We start from the raw sequence: 15,922 nt of genomic DNA, 5'->3' as shown, positions 1-15,922 counted from the left end.
TCAATCGCTCGACCGCTCGATGGCCTCCTCGGCCAGGGCGATGGCGTCGGGCGTGCCCACATGCATCCAGATGCCGTCCAGCCGCAAGCCGAACAGCCGCTCCGCTGCCGCCGCGCGGTCGAACACGCGGTTAAGGGAGAAGGCGCCCTCCGGCGTGCCCTCGAACAGCTCCGGCTTCAGGATGGCGGCGCCGGCATAGACGAAGGGGGCGATGGTGCGCTCGCCCCGGCGCTCCAGCCGGCCGAGCTTGTCCATCTGGAAATCGCCCAGGCCGTCATAGCCGATGGAATGGGCTGCGGAGGCGAGCAGCAGCAGCGCGTCCATCCGTTCGGGATCGAACTGCTCCATGAGCCGCACGAGGTTCGGCCGCGCGCCCTCGATCCAGATCGTGTCGGAATTGATGGCGAGGAAGGGCGTGTCGCCGATCAGCGGCAGCGCCTTGCGCACACCGCCGCCGGTCTCGAGCAGCAGGCCGCGCTCGTCGGAGACGAGGATGTCGGGCGCGCCCGCGCGGGCCTTGAGGTGCGCCTCCAGCAGATCGGCATGGTGGTGCACGTTCACGATGGCGCGGGGAATGCCGGCGGCGGTCACGCGGTCGAGCACATGGTCCACCAGCGCGCGACCGTCCACCTCCACCAGCGGCTTGGGGCGGGTGTCGGTGAGGGGGCGCATCCGCGTGCCGAGGCCGGCAGCGAGCACCATGGCGGTATCAACCCGGACGGATCCGGTGGCGGGCGCGTCAAGCAGCGTGTCGGGGGCAGCGGTCACGCGGAGAGGTCCTTCGATGGCAGCACCGCCTCATACCACATGCGCAGCGATCCCAGCTCCTCATGGGCGAGGCAGCGGGCGAGATAGCGCCGGATGCGCGGCAGGTGCTTGAGATAATGCGGCTTGCCATCGCGATCGTTGAGGCGGGTGAAGATGCCGAGGATCTTGCTGGCCCGCTGGGCGCCCATCAGCGCATAGGTGCGGGCGAAGCTGCGGGGATCGAAGGTGGGGTCCGCCTCGCGGCGCATCGCCACGTAGCGGCGCACGAGTTCGAGCTCCAGCTCCTCCGGCACGTCCACCCGCGCATCCTGCGCCAGCGACACCACGTCATAGGCGGCCGGCCCCATCACCGCGTCCTGGAAATCGATGAGGCCGATGCGGCGCAGCCCCTCCCGCTGGGGCAGCCAGATGAGGTTGGGGGAGTGATAGTCGCGCAGCACCCAGGTGGGCGGCTCGGCCATGGCCGGGTTGAGCGCGCTGCGCCACAGCAGGCGGAACTCCTCGCGCACCACCCCGTCGAGTCGGATGCCGCGGGACGGCAGGTACCAGTCCAGCATCAGGTCGATTTCGGTGAGCATGGCGGCGACGTCGTAGGGCGGCAGCGCCCGCTCCACCCGTGGCGCGATGTTCAGCGTGCGCGGCAAAGGCCGGCTATGCAAGGTGGCGAGCACCTCCACCGCGAGGCGATAGCGCTCCGGCACCGGGGCGGGCGGGGTGCCGGCCACCACGAATTCCGGTCCAAGATCCTCCAGCACGAGGATGCCGGCCTCCAGATCCGCCGAATAGATCAGCGGGGCGGAGAGCCCTTGCGCCAGCAGGGCCCGGTCCATGGCGACGAAGGGCTTCACGTCTTCCGCCAGATGCACGAGCTGGCTGTAGGGCAGGCCGCGCTTCAGCGGCGGCCCGTCCGGCTGGCGCGGCGCGTTCATGACGATGGCGGAACGATCGCCCAGCACGAGGCGGCTGTAGGAGCGGGCGGAGGCGTCGCCCTGCAGGAATCGGTGCGCCGCCTCGGCAAAGCCGCTCTGCTCGATAAGCGACTGGGCGATCATCAGCCGGTCGAGCCGCGCCCCGAACTTGCCATATCCGGTGACGATGGCGATGCGCGCCTCCGGGCCGAGATCGGCCGCGTCCCGCGTGCCGGCGGCAAGATAGAGCGCCACATCGAGACGGTCGGCCGGCAGGCGCTCCTCGGCGCGCTCGGGCCATTCCACCATGAGGAGCGCGTTCTCGCGCATCTCGTCCCAGCCGAGCTCGTCCAGCTCGCCCGGCTCCTGGATGCGGTAGAGGTCGGCGTGCACCACCCGGCCGCGGGGAAAGTCGTAGGTGATGAGGATCGGGAAGGTGGGGCTCGGCACGTCCACGGCGGGATCGTCGGCGAAGGCGCGGATGAGCGCGCGGGCCAACTCCGTCTTGCCGGCACCGAGGTCGCCGGTGAGGGTGATGGTGTCCTTGCCCCCGAACCAGCTGGCGATGAGCGAAGCGAGGCGGCTGGTGGCGGCGAGGTCCTTCAGCACCACGCGGCAAGCCACCGGCTGACCTTCAAGGCGTTCCAGCACGATGCTCATTCGGCAGCCTCCCGCCGGCGCTCGCCTTCGAGCGGGAAGATGCAGGTGGCGAGCGTGCCGCGCGTCGCGGACGCCGGCCCCACCGTGACCGAGCCGCCGTGCAGGCTCACGAAGGAGCGCACGATGGCAAGGCCGAGGCCCACCCCGCGGTGGCGCGGGCCGGCACTGCGGCTCTCGAAGCGATCGAACAGCGTCTCCTTCACCTCCGCCGGCACGCCCGGCCCTTCGTCGCGCACGGTGAACACCAGCGCACCGTCGCGCCGTGCGGCGCCGAGCGTCACGGTGGCGCCCTCGGGCGAGACGGCGATGGCGTTGGACAGGAGATTGAACAGGATCTGCCGGAGCCGCCGCGCATCGGCGACGAAGACGCCGGCGGCGGGATCGATGTTCACGGCAAGGGAAAGCCGCGCCTCGTCCACGCTGTCGCGCACCGCATCGGCGACGGAGAGCACCAGCTCGCGCACGTCCACCTCGGCGAGATCCAGCTCCATGGCGCCGGCATCGATGGTGGCGAGGTCGAGAATGTCGTCGATGAGGGCGCGCAGCAGGTCCGAGGACTGGCGCATGTGGTCGAGATAGTCGCGCTGGCGGTCGTTGAGCGGGCCGGCAAGGCCCTCGCGCAGCATGTCGGCATAACCCATCAGGGTGTTGAGGGGCGTGCGCAAATGGTAGGAGACGTGACCGACGAAGGCGTTCTTCAGCTTGTCCGCCGCCTCCAGCGCCTCGGCGCGCTCGGTCAGCGCCCGCTCCACCTTCACGCTGTCGGTGACATCGCGGAACGTCACCATGGTGCCGCCGTCCGGTAGCGGCTGGGTGGCGCCGTCGAGCACCCGGCCGTCCGGGCGCTCGACGCGCAGCGTCATGACCTCGCGCGGGCCGATGGCCGTCACCGCCTGGCGGATGCGGGAGAAGGCGGCCGTCTCGCCATAGAGCGGACGGCACATGGCGGCCACCGCGTCCACATGGGGCTTGTCGCCCATGGCCTGGGCGTCGAGGGACCAGAGCGCGAGGAAGGCCTGATTGTAGAGATTGAGCCGCCCGTCGGCGCCAAACACCGCCACCGCCTCGGCGAGGCCGTCCAGCGTCTCGCCCTGGATGCGGATGAGGCTGTTGTAGCGGCTCTCCAGCGCCAGATGCTCGGACAAATCGTCGAACAGATAGGTAATGCCGCCCTCGGCATTGGGCGTGATGACCACGCGCAGCATCTGCCCGCCGGGCAGGTGCCACCAGTCGTTCACCGGCTCGATGGCGCGATAGGCCTCGCGCAGCTGCGCCCGCCACGCGCGGAAATCCGCCTGCTCCGGCACCTTGCGGCGGCGGCGCAGGTCTTCGAGAATCTCGTTTTCCGGCGGGCGCTGGTCGAGCAAGCCGGGGGCGAGATCGAACAGGCGCTCATAGGCCGCATTGTGGAAGACGAGGCGCTCGTCGGCGCCGAAGATGGCCACGGCGGTGGTGAGCTGGTCCAGCGTGCGCTGGTGGGCGGCGACGGTGCGGGCGGTCTCGGCCTTCGCCACATCCTCGCCGGTCACGTCGATGGCGATGCCGGCGGTGCCGAAGGGGCCGGCCACCTCCACCACGTCCATCTGCCGTCGCTGGCCACTCGCAACCGCCTTCACCCGCTGGCGGAAGGTGCCGGCCGCCCCCTCTGCGGTGAGCGCGGCGCTGCGGATGCGGGTGTCGAGCAGATCGAGGCCGGCGGCGCGCGCCTCGGCGGCCGAAGGCGCCCCCACCGCGGTGGCGAAGGCGGGATTCACATAGACCAGCGTGCCATCCGGCCGGCGCAGCCAAGCGGGCGCCGCAGCGGCATCGAGAGCGGCGGCGAGGCCATGGGCCATCCGCTCCGCCTCGGCGAAATCGGCGGCATCCGCTTTTGTGGCGGTATCCACGGCATCAGCCGGACGCAGGAGCAGCACGCCCGCGCCGCCGAGGCTGTGGCCTTCCAACCGCGCGGGACCGGCCGGGGTGTCCACCAGCTGAGAAACGGTGCCGTCTTCCCGGCGCAGTTGCTCCAGCGCGCGGTCGAGAGCAACGGAGGCGCCGCCGAGGCTGGCGCGGAAGGCTTCCGGCGTCGCGCCGTGCACATCCACCGGGAGCGCGCGGCCGCTCCAGGTCATGAAAGCGGGCGCACCGGCGGTGAGGAGGGAGCGCGCGGCATGGGCTTCCGCCCGGGCCCGGGCGGCGGCGGCGCCGGCATCGCGGGCCTCGGCCTCGGCCTTGTCCATACGCGCGCCGAGATCGGCAGCCACCCGGCGGGACCTCAAGGCGACCAGACCGGCGACGGCGCAGGCCGACAGGGCGATGACCGGCCACAGCGCCTCGGCCGCGCTCATGGCGATGCTCCAGCCGTCGGCGGCGGCCGGAGTGCCGGCGAGGGCGGTGGTGGCGAGGAGAAAGGAGCCGAACAGCGCGGTCCGGGTACCGACGCAGAAATTCGTGCATCCCGTCGCCGGGGCTGGCCCCTGCCTGCGCCCGCGCGCCGGGCGCCGCGCGCCGCTCCTCCGGATGCGCTCCGCCATTCGCCCCGGTGTCCTTCCCCTGCCCTGCGGCTGCCGCAGCCTCTCTGCGGCGCGCCGCGAATCACTTGCGAAGGATAACGGAGCGCTTGCCGGCATTGAAAGGGCAGACCGCCGCCGACCCACAGCCGGCAAACCAGCGCAGCCCTACACGTAGGCGACGGCCTCGATGCGCCAGCCGTCCGGGTCTATCAGGAACGAGGCGTAATAGCCGGGGCCATACTGGGGCCGCAGGCCCGGCGCGCCGTAGTCCGTTCCGCCGGTGGCGAGGCCCGCCGCATGAAAAGCCTCCACCGCCGCCCGATCCGCCGCGCAGAAGGCGATGTGGGTGCCCGGCGGCGGCGTCACGGGCCCTTCGCGCAACTGCACCCAGAAAGGGGCCGCGCCCGGCACGCCCTCCGGCGCCGGCAGGGTGCCCGGCGGACCCCAGCAGGCGGACGCGCCCTCCGGCTCGTCATAATCCGCCACCCGCACGAGGCCGAGGGGCGCCAGCACCGCATCGTAGAAGCGCACCGCACGGACAAGGTCCACGGTGGTGACGGACAGATGCTCGATGATGGGGCGGATCGGCGAGAACGTCATGCGTCAGTTCCCTGTTTGCGCGCGGGCACGCGGGTGCGCAGCGCGCCAGGCATTCATGAGGGCCGCCGCATCCACCTGCGTATAGATCTGGGTCGTGGAGAGCGAGGCGTGGCCGAGCAATTCCTGGATCGCGCGCAGGTCGCCCCCACGCGAGAGAAGGTGAGTGGCGAAGGAATGGCGCAGGGCGTGAGGCGTCGCGCTGTCGGGCAGCCCCAGCGCGCCGCGCATCCGCTCCACCGCCAATTGCACGATGCGCGGCGAGAGCGGCCCGCCCCGCGCACCCCGGAACAGTGGCTTGTCCGGCGCCAGAGGATAAGGACAGAGACCGCGATAGGCATCCACCGCCGCGAGGACCGGGGCGATCAACGGCACCATGCGCGTCTTGTTGCCCTTGCCGATCACCGTGATCTGCGTCGTGCCGGGCGACATCATCCCCGCCGACAGGCCCAGCGCCTCCGAGATGCGCAGGCCCGCCCCGTAGAGCAGGGCGATCACTGCCGCGTCGCGGGCCAGCACCCACGCCTCCCGCGTCTCGCCGGCCCGGGTGTCGGGATCGGAGAGCGCGCGGGCGGCGGCGACGGAGACGGGCTTGGGCAGGCCCTTCGGCACCTTGGGCGCGCGCACCGCCGTGAGCGCGCCGACCTTGCCCTGCCCTTCCCGCTCCAGATGCCGGCCGAAGGAGCGTGCGGCGGCGAGCAGGCGCACCAGCGTGCGCGGCGCGACGCCCTCGGCCCGGCGGGAGGCGAGCACGGCCCGCACGTCCGCCGGGGCCAGAGCGGCGAGGTCGGGAAGCGTCGGGCGCTTGCCGAGATGGTCGGTGAGCCGGCCGAGCACCACCGAAAGATCGCGGGCATAGGCCTCCAGCGTCTTGGCCGAGAGCCGCCGTTCGTGGGCAAGGCGCGCCAGCCAGCCCTCGACGGCGGCCGCCACATCCGGCGCGGCGGCACTGGCGAGGCCGTGGGCGGCGCGCGCGGCGCGATCCTGATCTGACATGGCCATGGCGGGAGACTCCGGCGATCGGGCCGATCCTGCAAGCGCGGGCCTTCAGAAAGGCTGAACGGATTTTTCGGAGGGGCCCCTTGTCATCCAGATATATCGAACGATATAACCATGGTCGCTATATCTAACGACATATCTAAGGAGACTTCCGAATGTTCGGATGCAGACGAGACTGGCGGGACGCCCGCCGTGGCCGCGGCTTTGGCGGCGAAATGGGCGGTGAGTTCAGCGGCCGCGAGATGGCAGAACATGAGTTCGCCGGCCGTGGCCATGGCGAGTTCGGTGGCCATCGCGGCGGACCGGGCGGACGCGGTGGCCGCGGCGGCGGCGACATGTTCCGCATCGGCCGCATGCTGGCCCAGGGCGACCTCAAGCTGCTGGCCCTGTCGCTCATCGCCGAGCAGCCGCGCCACGGCTACGAGATCATCAAGCTGATCGAGGAGAAGACCGCCGGCTGGTATTCGCCAAGCCCGGGCGTGGTCTATCCCACACTCACCTTCCTGGAAGAGGCGGGCTATGTGACCGCCGAGGCGGACGGCTCGAAGAAGCGCTACGCCATCACCGAGGAGGGCCGCGCCTACCTCGCCGAGAACCGCGACTTCGCCGACGCCATCATCGGCCGGCTGTCCGAGATCGGCCTCAAGATGGGCCGCGTGAAGAAGTGGATGGGCTGGAGCGAGAGCGGCCCGAGCCACGGCGCCGAGCTGCCCCGTCTGGTGGAAGCCGCGCTGGAAAACCTGCGCGATGTTTCCCGCGAGAAGCTGGAGCAGAACCGGGGCGCCGAGACGCGGATCGTCGAGATCCTCGCCCGCGTGGCCAACGACATCCGCGAGGCGTGAGCCACGCGGACAGGGCGGGCGCCGACCCCAGCGCCCGCCCTCGCGACGAAGCGATGTTTTAAACATCACTAATAATGCTTGATCGCTTAATAGACCGGGTGTAAGCAGCACAAATCACGCATAACGCCTGCCGTCAGCGATCATGATAACAGCTGCCCAGCTCCGTGCCGCCCGCGCCATCCTCGGCCTCGACCAGCGCGCCCTTGCCGGCCTGTGCGGCCTCTCGCTCCCCACCATCCAGCGCATGGAAGCCAGCGACGGCGTGATCCGCGGCAATGTGGATTCGCTGATGAAGCTGGTGGGCGCGCTGGATGCCGCCGGCGTCGATCTCATCGGCGAAGGCGTGGTGAGCGACAGCGGCGGACGCGGCGTGCGCCTCAAGACGCCGGCGCCCCGGCCATCGGGGGACTGAGATGGCTCTCGCTCCCACGGTCCAGCTTCTCGCTGCCCTTTCCGCGGTGGCCGCGCTGCTCGTGCTGGCGGTGGCCGGTGCCGTGCTCGCGCGCGGACCTCTCGGACGCCCCATGGTCTATGGCGGCGCGCTGGCGGTGACGCTCCTTGCCGCCGTCTCGGCCCTCACCGCCATCGCCGCGCCCACGAGCGGCCTCGTGCTGCCGCTGGGCATTCCGTGGATCGGCGCCAATCTTAGGCTTGATGCGCTCTCCGCCGTCTTCCTCGTCGTGGTGAATCTGGGCGGGGCGGCAGCGAGCCTCTACGGCCTCGGCTACGGCCGGCACGACCATGCGCCCGAGCGGGTGCTGCCCTTCTTCCCCGCCTTCCTCGCCGGCATGAACCTCGTGCCGCTGGCGGCGGACGCCTACACCTTCCTGCTGGCGTGGGAATTCATGTCGCTCGCCTCCTGGGCGCTGGTGATCTCCCACGACAAGGAGGCCGGCAATGTGCAGGCGGGCCTCGTCTATATCCTTATGGCCTCGTTCGGCACGCTGGCGCTGATGCTGGCCTTCGGCCTGCTGGCGGCGGGCGGCGGGGGCTTCACCTTCGAGGCCATGCGCGCCGCGCCGCCCACCGGCTGGGCCGGGGCTGTCGTGCTGGTGCTCGCGCTGCTCGGTGCCGGCTCCAAGGCCGGCCTCGTGCCGCTGCACGTCTGGCTGCCGCTGGCCCACCCCGCCGCGCCGAGCCACGTCTCCGCGCTCATGAGCGGGGTGATGACCAAGGTGGCCGTCTACGGCTTCATCCGCATCGTGTTCGATCTCGCCGGCCCGCCGGACTGGTGGTGGGGCATTCCGGTGATCGTCGCGGGCGCCATTGCCGGCGTCGTCGGCGTGCTGCAGGCGCTGCTGCAGAGCGACACCAAGCGCGTGCTCGCCTTCTCCACCATCGAGAACATCGGCCTCATCTTCGTCGGCCTCGGCCTTGCCCTCGCCTTCAAGGCCTCGGGCTTCGGCGGGGCGGCGGCGCTGGCCTTCACCGCGGCGCTGTTCCACGTGTTCAACCACGCGGCCATGAAGAGCCTGCTCTTCTTCGGCGCCGGCGCGGTGCTCACCGCCACCGGGTCGCGGGTGATGGACCGCCTCGGCGGGCTCATCCACCGCATGCCCGTGACATCGGTGGTCATGCTGATCGGCGCGGCGGCCATCTCGGCTTTGCCGCCGCTGAACGGCTTCGCCTCCGAATGGCTGGTGTTCCAGGCGATCCTGCTCAGTCCCGAACTGCCGGCCTGGGGCCTGAAACTCTCGGTGCCGGCGGCGGGCGCCCTGCTGGCGCTGGCGGCGGCGCTGGCGGCGGCGTGCTTCGTGCGGCTCTATGGCATCGTCTTCCTCGGCCGGCCACGCAGCGAACAGGCAGCGAACGCCCATGAGGTGGACGCCTTCTCCCGCGCGGCGATGATCGCGCTCGCCGCCATCTGCGTCGCCGCCGGCCTGTTCCCCGGCCTCGTCATCGACGCGCTCCAGCCGGCGGTGACGACACTCATCGGCGTGAAGATGCCGGCGCAGAGCGAAGTGGCCTGGCTCTCCATCGTGCCGGTGGCGGAAAGCCGCTCGTCCTATAACGGTCTCCTCGTCTTTCTCTTCATCGCCTCCTCGGCGCTGCTCACCGCCTTCATCATCCACCGCCTCGCCACCGGCGCGGTGCGCCGCGCGCCGCCGTGGGACTGCGGCTTTCCCAATGCCGATCCGGTGACGCAATATTCCGCCGGCTCCTTCGCCCAGCCCATCCGCCGGGTGTTCGCCCGCACCCTGTTCGCCGCCCGCGAACGGGTGGAGATGCCGCCGCCCGGCGCGCTCGCCCCGGCGCGTATCGAGATCACCGCCCGCGATCCCGCCTGGGCCTTCCTGTTCCTGCCCCTGGCGGGGCTGGTGGAACGCATCGCGACGCGGGCCAACCGCCTGCAATATCTCACCATCCGCCAATATCTGGCGCTGGTCTTCGGCGCCCTCGTCCTCCTGCTGCTGGTGCTGGCGCTATGGACCTGATGGCGAACCTCCAGATCGCGAACCTTCTGGTGCAGGGCACCCAGATGCTGCTGGTGCTGGCGCTGGCGCCGCTGCTCACCGGCCTCGTGCGCAAGGTGAAGGCGCGCCTCACCCGGCGGCGCGGCGCCTCCGTGTTCCAGCCCTATCGCGACCTCGCGCGGCTCCTCAACAAGGAGGCGGTGCTCGCCCACAACGCCTCCTGGCTGTTCCGCGCCGTGCCCTACCTTCTCTTCGCCGCGACCTGGGTGGCGGCGGCTCTGGTGCCCACCTTCGGCACCGGGCTCATCTTCTCCTGGTCGGCGGACCTCATCGTGATTACCGCGCTGCTCGGCTCGGCCCGCTTCTTCCTCGCGCTCGCAGGCATGGACGTGGGCACCAGCTTCGGCGGCATCGGGTCGAGCCGGGAGGTGATGATCTCGTCGCTAGCCGAGCCAGCGATGATCATGATCGTCTTCTCCCTCGCCCTCGTCGCCCATTCCACCCAGCTCTCCACCATCGCCTCGGTGATGGTCGCGGGCGTCGGCCTGCGCGTGTCGCTGGCGCTGGCGCTCGTTGCATTGGCCATCGTCGCGGTGGCGGAGAACGGGCGCATCCCGGTGGACAATCCCGCCACCCATCTGGAGCTGACCATGGTCCATGAGGCCATGGTTCTGGAATATTCCGGCCGCCACCTCGCGCTCATCGAACTGGCCGCGCAGCTGAAGCTGCTGCTCTTCATCTCCCTCGTCGCCTGCGTGTTCGTGCCGTGGGGGCTGGCGCCGGCCGGCGCCGGGGCGGGCGCGGTGGTGCTGGGCATGGCGAGCTATGGCTTGAAGCTCGCGGCGGGCGCGGTGCTGCTCGCGGTGTTCGAGACGTCGATTGCCAAGATGCGGGTGTTCCGCGTGCCGGACTTCCTCGGCGCCGCGCTCATGCTGGGGCTGCTCGGCACCCTGCTCCTCTTCGTGTCGAGGATCCTGTGATGGACCGCACGCTGGAAATCGCGCACGGAACGCCGCTGGACGCCGCCCTCTCGGCGAGCCTCGTGTTCGACGTGGCCCATCTGTTCGCCGGCGCGCTGGTGCTCATCAGCTTCCTGATGCTCTATCAGGACCGGCTCTATGCCCTGCTGAAAGTGTTCGCTTTGCAGGCGGTGGTGCTCTCCCTCTCCGTGGGCTGGCAGGCGCTGGCGCAGGACGCGCCGCACCTTTATGTCACCGCCGCCATCGCCCTCGTGTTCAAGGCGGTGGTGATCCCGCTGGCGCTGGCGCGCATGGTCAAGCGTCTCGGCATCCACCGGCAGGTGGAGACGGTGGTCTCCATCGGCCCCACCATGCTCGCGGGCATCGCCCTCGTGGCGCTCTCCCTCGTGGTCATGCTGAAGGCCACCGCCGATGTGGGCGGCGCGGCGGATGCGCTGGCGCGGGAGGATCTCGCCTTCGCCCTTTCCGTGGTGCTGCTGGGCCTCCTGATGATGGTGACGCGGCGCAATGCGGTGAGCCAGGTCATCGGCTTCATGTCGCTGGAGAACGGGCTCATCCTCGCCGCCACGGGGGCCAAGGGGATGCCGCTGGTGGTGGAGATTTCCGTCGCCTTCTCGGTGCTCATCGCCCTCATCGTCATCGGCATCTTCCTGTTCCGCATCCGCGAGCGGTTCGACACCGTCGACGTGGACGCCCTCGACCGCTTCCGGGGAGGGCGCGCATGAACCTCCTGTCCGGCCTCCTCGTAGATCCCGCCCCCCTGCTGGTGGCCGTGCCGGCCGCAAGCGCCGTGCTGCTGGCGCTGGTGCCCTCCTATCGCGTGGGCGCGTTCCTCAACGTCGCCGCCTGCGGCCTCACCTTCGCGCTGGCGCTGCTGCTGCTCGGCGCGCCGCGGATTCAGGGGCCGTTCCTGATCGTCGACGATCTCAACATCGTCTTCGTGGTGCTGAACACCTTCGTCGCCTTCACCACCGCCTGGTTTTCCGCCGGCTACATCGCCCACGAGCTGGAGACCGGGCGGCTGACGCCGCTCAACCTGCGCTTCTACCACGCCATGTATCAGGTGCTGCTCGGCGCCATGACGCTGGCGCTGCTCTCCAACAATCTCGGCGTCATGTGGGTGTCCATCGAGGTGGCGACGCTGACCACCGTGCTCATGGTCGGCCTCTACCGCACCGAGGCGGCCATCGAGGCGGCGTGGAAATACTTCATGCTCGGCTCGGTGGGCATCGCGCTTGCCCTGTTCGGCACCATCCTCGTCTACATGGTGGCCCAGCCTGTGGTGGGCGAAGGCACGGATGGGATGATCTGGAGCGTGCTGATGAAGCACGCCCGCGAGTTCGACCCCGCCTTGCTCAATGTCGCCTTCGTGTTCCTGCTGCTCGGGTACGGCACCAAGGTGGGCCTCGCGCCGCTCCATGCTTGGCTGCCGGATGCGCATTCCGAAGGCCCCACCCCCATCTCGGCGGTGCTGTCGGGCCTGCTGCTCAACGTGGCGCTGTTCGCGGTGCTGCGCTTCAAGTCGCTGCTCGCCGCCCATCCCGGCACGCTGGCGCCGGGGCCGCTGATGATGGCCATGGGCCTCGGCTCCCTGCTGCTCGCCGGCTTCATGCTGTACCGGCGGCGCGACATCAAACGGCTGTTCGCCTATTCCTCAATCGAGCACATGGGCATCATCGCCTTCGCCTTCGGGCTCGGCGGGCCGCTGGCGAATTTCGCCGGGCTGCTGCACATGACCATGCACAGCCTCACCAAGTCCGCAATCTTCTTCGCCGTGGGCCATGCCTGTCAGGTGAAGGGCACGCAGGAACTGGCGCAGATCCGCGGCCTCACCACCTCACACCCCCTGCTCGGCTGGAGCCTCGTCGCCGGCGTCGTCGCCATCGCCGGCCTGCCGCCGGCCGGGGTGTTCATGAGCGAGTTCCTGGTGGTGACGAGCGCCTTCGGCGCCCGGCCGTGGCTGGCACTGATCCTCGTCCTGGGGCTGCTCATCGCCTTCGGCGCGCTGATGGTGAAGCTCTCCGCCATCGCCTTCGGCGAACCGAGCCCGGGCACCGATCCGGTGAAGGCGAGTTTTGTGCCCATGGGCGTGCACCTCGCCCTCGTCTTCGCCGCCGGGCTCTATCTGCCGCCGGAACTGGTCGCGTGGTTCCGCCACGTGGCCGCGGTGCTGGGCTAGGAGGGCGGCATGGTCAACCTCTCCGATCTCTTCGCCCGCAACGGCACCATCTGCCGCCCCTGGCCGCGCGTGAGCGTGAACGAGGCGGAATGGACCGGCCTCTGCGCGGAGCTGGCCGCCGGCCGGCTCACGCTCTCGGCCCTGTTCGGGGATAGCGGCGCCGTCCACATGGCGCTGCTGGAGGAGGCCACCGGCCGCCTCGCCCTCGCGAGCCTCCCCTGCCCCACCGGCGCTTTCCCATCCGTGGCACGCCACCATCCCCCCGCCGCCCGGCTGGAGCGGACCATCCGCGACCTCTTCGGCCTGACGCCCGTGGGCGCGCCCGATCTGCGCCCGTGGCTGGATCATGCCCGCTGGGGCGTGCGCGCGCCGCTCGGCGCCGCCACCCCCGATGCGGGCGCGGGCGAGGCCTATCCGGTGCTGCCGGTGGAGGGCGAGGGGCTGCACCAGATTCCTGTCGGCCCGGTCCATGCCGGCATCATCGAGCCCGGCCATTTCCGCTTCTCCGCCTATGGCGAGACGGTGGTGCGGCTGGAGGAACGCCTCGGCTACGTCCACAAGGGCATGGAATCCCTCATGGCCGGCCGCGCGCCGGAAGAGGCTGCGCGCATTGCCGGGCGCCATTCGGGCGACGCCACGGTGGCCTATGCGCTCGCCTTCTGCCGCGCCGTGGAAGCCGCGCGCGGCGTCGCCGTGCCGGAGCGCGCCCATGCCTTGCGCGGTCTGATGGCGGAGCTGGAGCGCCTCGCCAACCATCTCGGCGACATCGGCGCCATCTGCAACGATGCCGCCTTCGCGCTCATGCTGGCCCATTGCGGCGTGCTGCGCGAGCGCGTGCTGCGCGCCTCGGCCCGCGCTTTCGGCCACCGGCTGATGATGGACCGCGTGGTGCCCGGCGGCGTGGCGCAGGACATTCCGGCGGAGGGCATCGCGGGCGTGAAGGCCATGGTGGCCGAGGTGCGCCGCGCCTTCCCCGCCCTCGTCCGCCTCTATGACGAGACCGCCTCGCTGCAGGACCGCACGGTGAGCACCGGCTTCACCAAGCCGGACTATGTGCGCCAATTCGGGGCCGGCGGGTTCGTCGGCCGCGCCTCCGGTCGCGGCTTCGATGCGCGCCGCGCTCTGCCCTATCCGCCCTACGACCGGCTGCCGTTCGAGGTGCCTGTGCGCTCGGATGGCGACGTGAACGCCCGCGTGTGGGTGCGCATCCGCGAGGTGGAGGAAAGCCTCGGCCTCATCATCCGCCTGCTCGACACGCTGCCCAAGGGCGACATAACAGTGCCCGTGCCGGCGAGCGGCGGCGAGGGCGTGGCGCTGGTGGAGAGCTTCCGGGGCGATGTCTTCGCCTTCGTGGCGCTGGAGAGCGACGGGCGCGTGCGCCGGGCGCATCTGCGCGATCCCTCCTGGTTCCAGTGGCCACTGCTGGAGACCGCCATCGAGGGCAACATCGTCGCTGACTTCCCCCTCTGCAACAAATCCTTCAACTGCTCCTATTCGGGGGTGGACCTGTGATGCGGAAGCTCCTGCTTCAGGGCCTCCTCAAGGCCCCGCTTACCGAGAAAGGCCCCGACGACGCGGCGGTGGAGGCCCTTGCGCGCGAGCTCGACGCCGCCGCCCGCGCCCGGCTCGGCCGCAGCCTCTCCATCCGCGAGGTGGATGCGGGCTCGTGCAACGGCTGCGAGCTGGAAATCCACGCGCTGGGCAACGCCTTCTACGATCTCGACCGCTTCGGCATCCGCTTCGTCGCCTCGCCCCGCCATGCGGACGTGCTGCTGGTGACCGGCCCGGTGGCGAAGAACATGGCCGAGGCGCTGAAGCGCACCTATGACGCCACGCCCGGCCCGAAATGGGTGGTGGCGGCCGGCGACTGCGCCATCAATGGCGGCATCTTCGCGGGCAGCTATGCGGTGACGGACGGTGCCGGGGCCGTGGTGCCGGTGGATCTCAAGATCCCCGGCTGCCCGCCGACGCCGGTGGACCTGCTGACGGGGCTGCTGGCGCTGCTGAAGGCGGGGAAGGAGTGAAACGATCGCAAAGGAACGCCCAAGCCCGCATCTGAACGCGGCGCCCGCGGGGGGGGGCTCAGGCAAGGAGAACCACTCCAACAATCCCAGCACCTTCGCGTGACCGAGGCGCCCCATTCGACATTGACCGCAAGGATTGTCGCGTGATTATGCAGGCACCATGCATCGCCTCGTCTCCACACTCCTCTTCCTTCTCCTCGCCGGGTGCGGCGTTGCTGATGTGTCGGTTTTGAGCAGGCGTACCTCACCAGACGGAACTCTCGTCGCGGAGAATTTGCTGACGGGCGACGAAGGAAACGGCCGCCTTCTGATCCGTAAGAAGGATGGGTCAGAGCACCACTTCGATTTCACCCACGGACTGGCCGACCTCTTCCTGCGATGGAGCGACGACCGGACTCTCGAGGTCTGGACGGAGGAGCCGCAACCCGAATTCATTGATAGTTTCAAGCTCGGCGACGTCTGGATCATTCCCAAGGTCTATGGCCGCCATTCACATAAATGGCGCCAATCTAAATCAAGCGAAATCTATTCTACAAAAAATATGATCATGGTTCATAATGATAAGATCCTTTCGGCCTTCGACAGCAGCACAAGTGGAACGTCCCGACTTTGCATTCTGAGGATGGGGGCGACGGAGCGCCCAGACCACGCGACGGCTGAAGTTGAGCTGACGGCGCACGTCAATTCGGGCTGCAATCGACGCCGGCCATGTGGCGCGATTGATAGTCGGTTCACTCTCGATGACCGCCATAACACGGACCATCAAACGATTCTGACGTCAGCTACGATTTCAGCCATTCCCTCTTACAATAGAATTCCGACGGGCGACCGTGGAATAACCCTTAGAGGGCAATTTCTCGAGCAGAATGCCGCAGATCTCCTCGATAAGCTCAATGGGGATTTCATAACCATTGATTTTGTACAGGATTTTTCGGACCGCGAAATTATCTACAACATTCCGCTACTTAGTCTGAAGTCCTCGATTGACGAATTCAGGACATGCGTCGGCGACGCAGACATGCTCTGGCTCCGCCACTAAATTCCAATGTGCCTGCA

The 15,922-nt window shown here is 69.5% G+C and carries 14 protein-coding genes; 9 read left to right on the top strand and 5 right to left on the bottom strand.

Annotated elements, in window-relative coordinates; all coding sequences use genetic code 11:
* The 5 genes from XAN126_RS0102165 to XAN126_RS0102145 form a co-directional block, all read right to left on the bottom strand.
* Positions 1-702, bottom strand: a complete 702-nt coding sequence (locus XAN126_RS0102165) for a nucleotidyltransferase family protein (protein ID WP_051460743.1) — start codon at positions 700-702, stop codon at positions 1-3.
* A gap of 62 nt (positions 703-764) precedes the next feature.
* A complete protein-coding gene (gene tsaE / locus XAN126_RS0102160; protein WP_024276962.1) occupies positions 765-2,336 on the bottom strand; it encodes a tRNA (adenosine(37)-N6)-threonylcarbamoyltransferase complex ATPase subunit type 1 TsaE in 1,572 nt (523 codons plus the stop codon).
* Entirely contained in the window at positions 2,333-4,852 is a 2,520-nt protein-coding gene (locus tag XAN126_RS0102155) for a PAS domain-containing sensor histidine kinase (RefSeq protein WP_024276961.1), read from the bottom strand. The genes tsaE and XAN126_RS0102155 overlap by 4 nt, the downstream gene beginning before the upstream one ends.
* 144 nt (positions 4,853-4,996) lie before the next feature.
* Positions 4,997-5,407, bottom strand: coding sequence for a VOC family protein (locus tag XAN126_RS0102150; RefSeq protein WP_024276960.1), 411 nt, complete (start codon positions 5,405-5,407; stop codon positions 4,997-4,999).
* A 27-nt stretch (positions 5,408-5,434) separates the two neighbouring features.
* Positions 5,435-6,430, bottom strand: coding sequence for a tyrosine recombinase XerC (locus XAN126_RS0102145; RefSeq protein ID WP_024276959.1), 996 nt, complete (start codon positions 6,428-6,430; stop codon positions 5,435-5,437).
* 239 nt (positions 6,431-6,669) lie between these two features.
* Between XAN126_RS0102145 and XAN126_RS0102140 the strand changes: the two genes are divergently transcribed.
* From XAN126_RS0102140 to XAN126_RS0102100, 9 genes are all read left to right on the top strand, one after another.
* Complete coding sequence (locus XAN126_RS0102140; protein ID WP_024276958.1) at positions 6,670-7,269, top strand: PadR family transcriptional regulator; 600 nt, start codon at positions 6,670-6,672, stop codon at positions 7,267-7,269.
* Positions 7,270-7,411: 142 nt separating this feature from the next.
* On the top strand, positions 7,412-7,681 hold the full coding sequence (locus XAN126_RS0102135; RefSeq protein WP_024276957.1) for a helix-turn-helix domain-containing protein: 270 nt from the start codon (positions 7,412-7,414) through the stop codon (positions 7,679-7,681).
* Position 7,682: 1 nt separating this feature from the next.
* Positions 7,683-9,704: a hydrogenase 4 subunit B gene (gene hyfB / locus XAN126_RS0102130; RefSeq protein ID WP_024276956.1), complete on the top strand. Its 2,022-nt coding sequence runs from the start codon at positions 7,683-7,685 to the stop codon at positions 9,702-9,704.
* Complete coding sequence (locus XAN126_RS0102125; RefSeq protein WP_024276955.1) at positions 9,695-10,663, top strand: NADH-quinone oxidoreductase subunit H; 969 nt, start codon at positions 9,695-9,697, stop codon at positions 10,661-10,663. Before hyfB ends, XAN126_RS0102125 begins: the two co-directional genes overlap by 10 nt.
* Positions 10,663-11,388, top strand: coding sequence for a hypothetical protein (locus XAN126_RS0102120; protein ID WP_024276954.1), 726 nt, complete (start codon positions 10,663-10,665; stop codon positions 11,386-11,388). The genes XAN126_RS0102125 and XAN126_RS0102120 overlap by 1 nt, the downstream gene beginning before the upstream one ends.
* Entirely contained in the window at positions 11,385-12,842 is a 1,458-nt protein-coding gene (locus XAN126_RS0102115) for a hydrogenase 4 subunit F (protein ID WP_029876604.1), read from the top strand. The genes XAN126_RS0102120 and XAN126_RS0102115 overlap by 4 nt, the downstream gene beginning before the upstream one ends.
* A gap of 9 nt (positions 12,843-12,851) precedes the next feature.
* The gene (locus XAN126_RS0102110; protein ID WP_024276952.1) at positions 12,852-14,354 is read left to right on the top strand and encodes a nickel-dependent hydrogenase large subunit; all 1,503 of its coding nucleotides are present in this window, start codon (positions 12,852-12,854) and stop codon (positions 14,352-14,354) included.
* Positions 14,354-14,866: an NADH-quinone oxidoreductase subunit NuoB gene (gene nuoB / locus XAN126_RS0102105; RefSeq protein WP_024276951.1), complete on the top strand. Its 513-nt coding sequence runs from the start codon at positions 14,354-14,356 to the stop codon at positions 14,864-14,866. The genes XAN126_RS0102110 and nuoB overlap by 1 nt, the downstream gene beginning before the upstream one ends.
* A gap of 160 nt (positions 14,867-15,026) precedes the next feature.
* The gene (locus XAN126_RS0102100; protein ID WP_024276950.1) at positions 15,027-15,905 is read left to right on the top strand and encodes a hypothetical protein; all 879 of its coding nucleotides are present in this window, start codon (positions 15,027-15,029) and stop codon (positions 15,903-15,905) included.
* Positions 15,906-15,922: the final 17 nt, after the last annotated feature.

This window comes from Xanthobacter sp. 126 (assembly GCF_000526175.1).
In the GTDB taxonomy this organism is placed as follows: Bacteria; Pseudomonadota; Alphaproteobacteria; order Rhizobiales; family Xanthobacteraceae; genus Xanthobacter; species Xanthobacter aminoxidans.
Note: the sequence above shows the minus strand (reverse complement) of the source record. Positions and strands in the feature narration are given on the sequence as shown.

Coding starts and splice junctions, on each gene's coding strand:
- hyfB (WP_024276956.1), top strand. CDS start 7,683: ATGGCTCTCGCTCCCACGGTCCAGCTTCTCGCTGCCCTTTCCGCGGTG.
- XAN126_RS0102140 (WP_024276958.1), top strand. CDS start 6,670: ATGGCAGAACATGAGTTCGCCGGCCGTGGCCATGGCGAGTTCGGTGGC.
- XAN126_RS0102125 (WP_024276955.1), top strand. CDS start 9,695: ATGGACCTGATGGCGAACCTCCAGATCGCGAACCTTCTGGTGCAGGGC.
- XAN126_RS0102135 (WP_024276957.1), top strand. CDS start 7,412: ATGATAACAGCTGCCCAGCTCCGTGCCGCCCGCGCCATCCTCGGCCTC.
- XAN126_RS0102165 (WP_051460743.1), bottom strand. CDS start 702: ATGGTGCTCGCTGCCGGCCTCGGCACGCGGATGCGCCCCCTCACCGAC.
- XAN126_RS0102100 (WP_024276950.1), top strand. CDS start 15,027: ATGCATCGCCTCGTCTCCACACTCCTCTTCCTTCTCCTCGCCGGGTGC.
- XAN126_RS0102115 (WP_029876604.1), top strand. CDS start 11,385: ATGAACCTCCTGTCCGGCCTCCTCGTAGATCCCGCCCCCCTGCTGGTG.
- nuoB (WP_024276951.1), top strand. CDS start 14,354: ATGCGGAAGCTCCTGCTTCAGGGCCTCCTCAAGGCCCCGCTTACCGAG.
- XAN126_RS0102145 (WP_024276959.1), bottom strand. CDS start 6,430: ATGGCCATGTCAGATCAGGATCGCGCCGCGCGCGCCGCCCACGGCCTC.
- XAN126_RS0102110 (WP_024276952.1), top strand. CDS start 12,852: ATGGTCAACCTCTCCGATCTCTTCGCCCGCAACGGCACCATCTGCCGC.
- XAN126_RS0102120 (WP_024276954.1), top strand. CDS start 10,663: ATGGACCGCACGCTGGAAATCGCGCACGGAACGCCGCTGGACGCCGCC.
- tsaE (WP_024276962.1), bottom strand. CDS start 2,336: ATGAGCATCGTGCTGGAACGCCTTGAAGGTCAGCCGGTGGCTTGCCGC.
- XAN126_RS0102155 (WP_024276961.1), bottom strand. CDS start 4,852: ATGGCGGAGCGCATCCGGAGGAGCGGCGCGCGGCGCCCGGCGCGCGGG.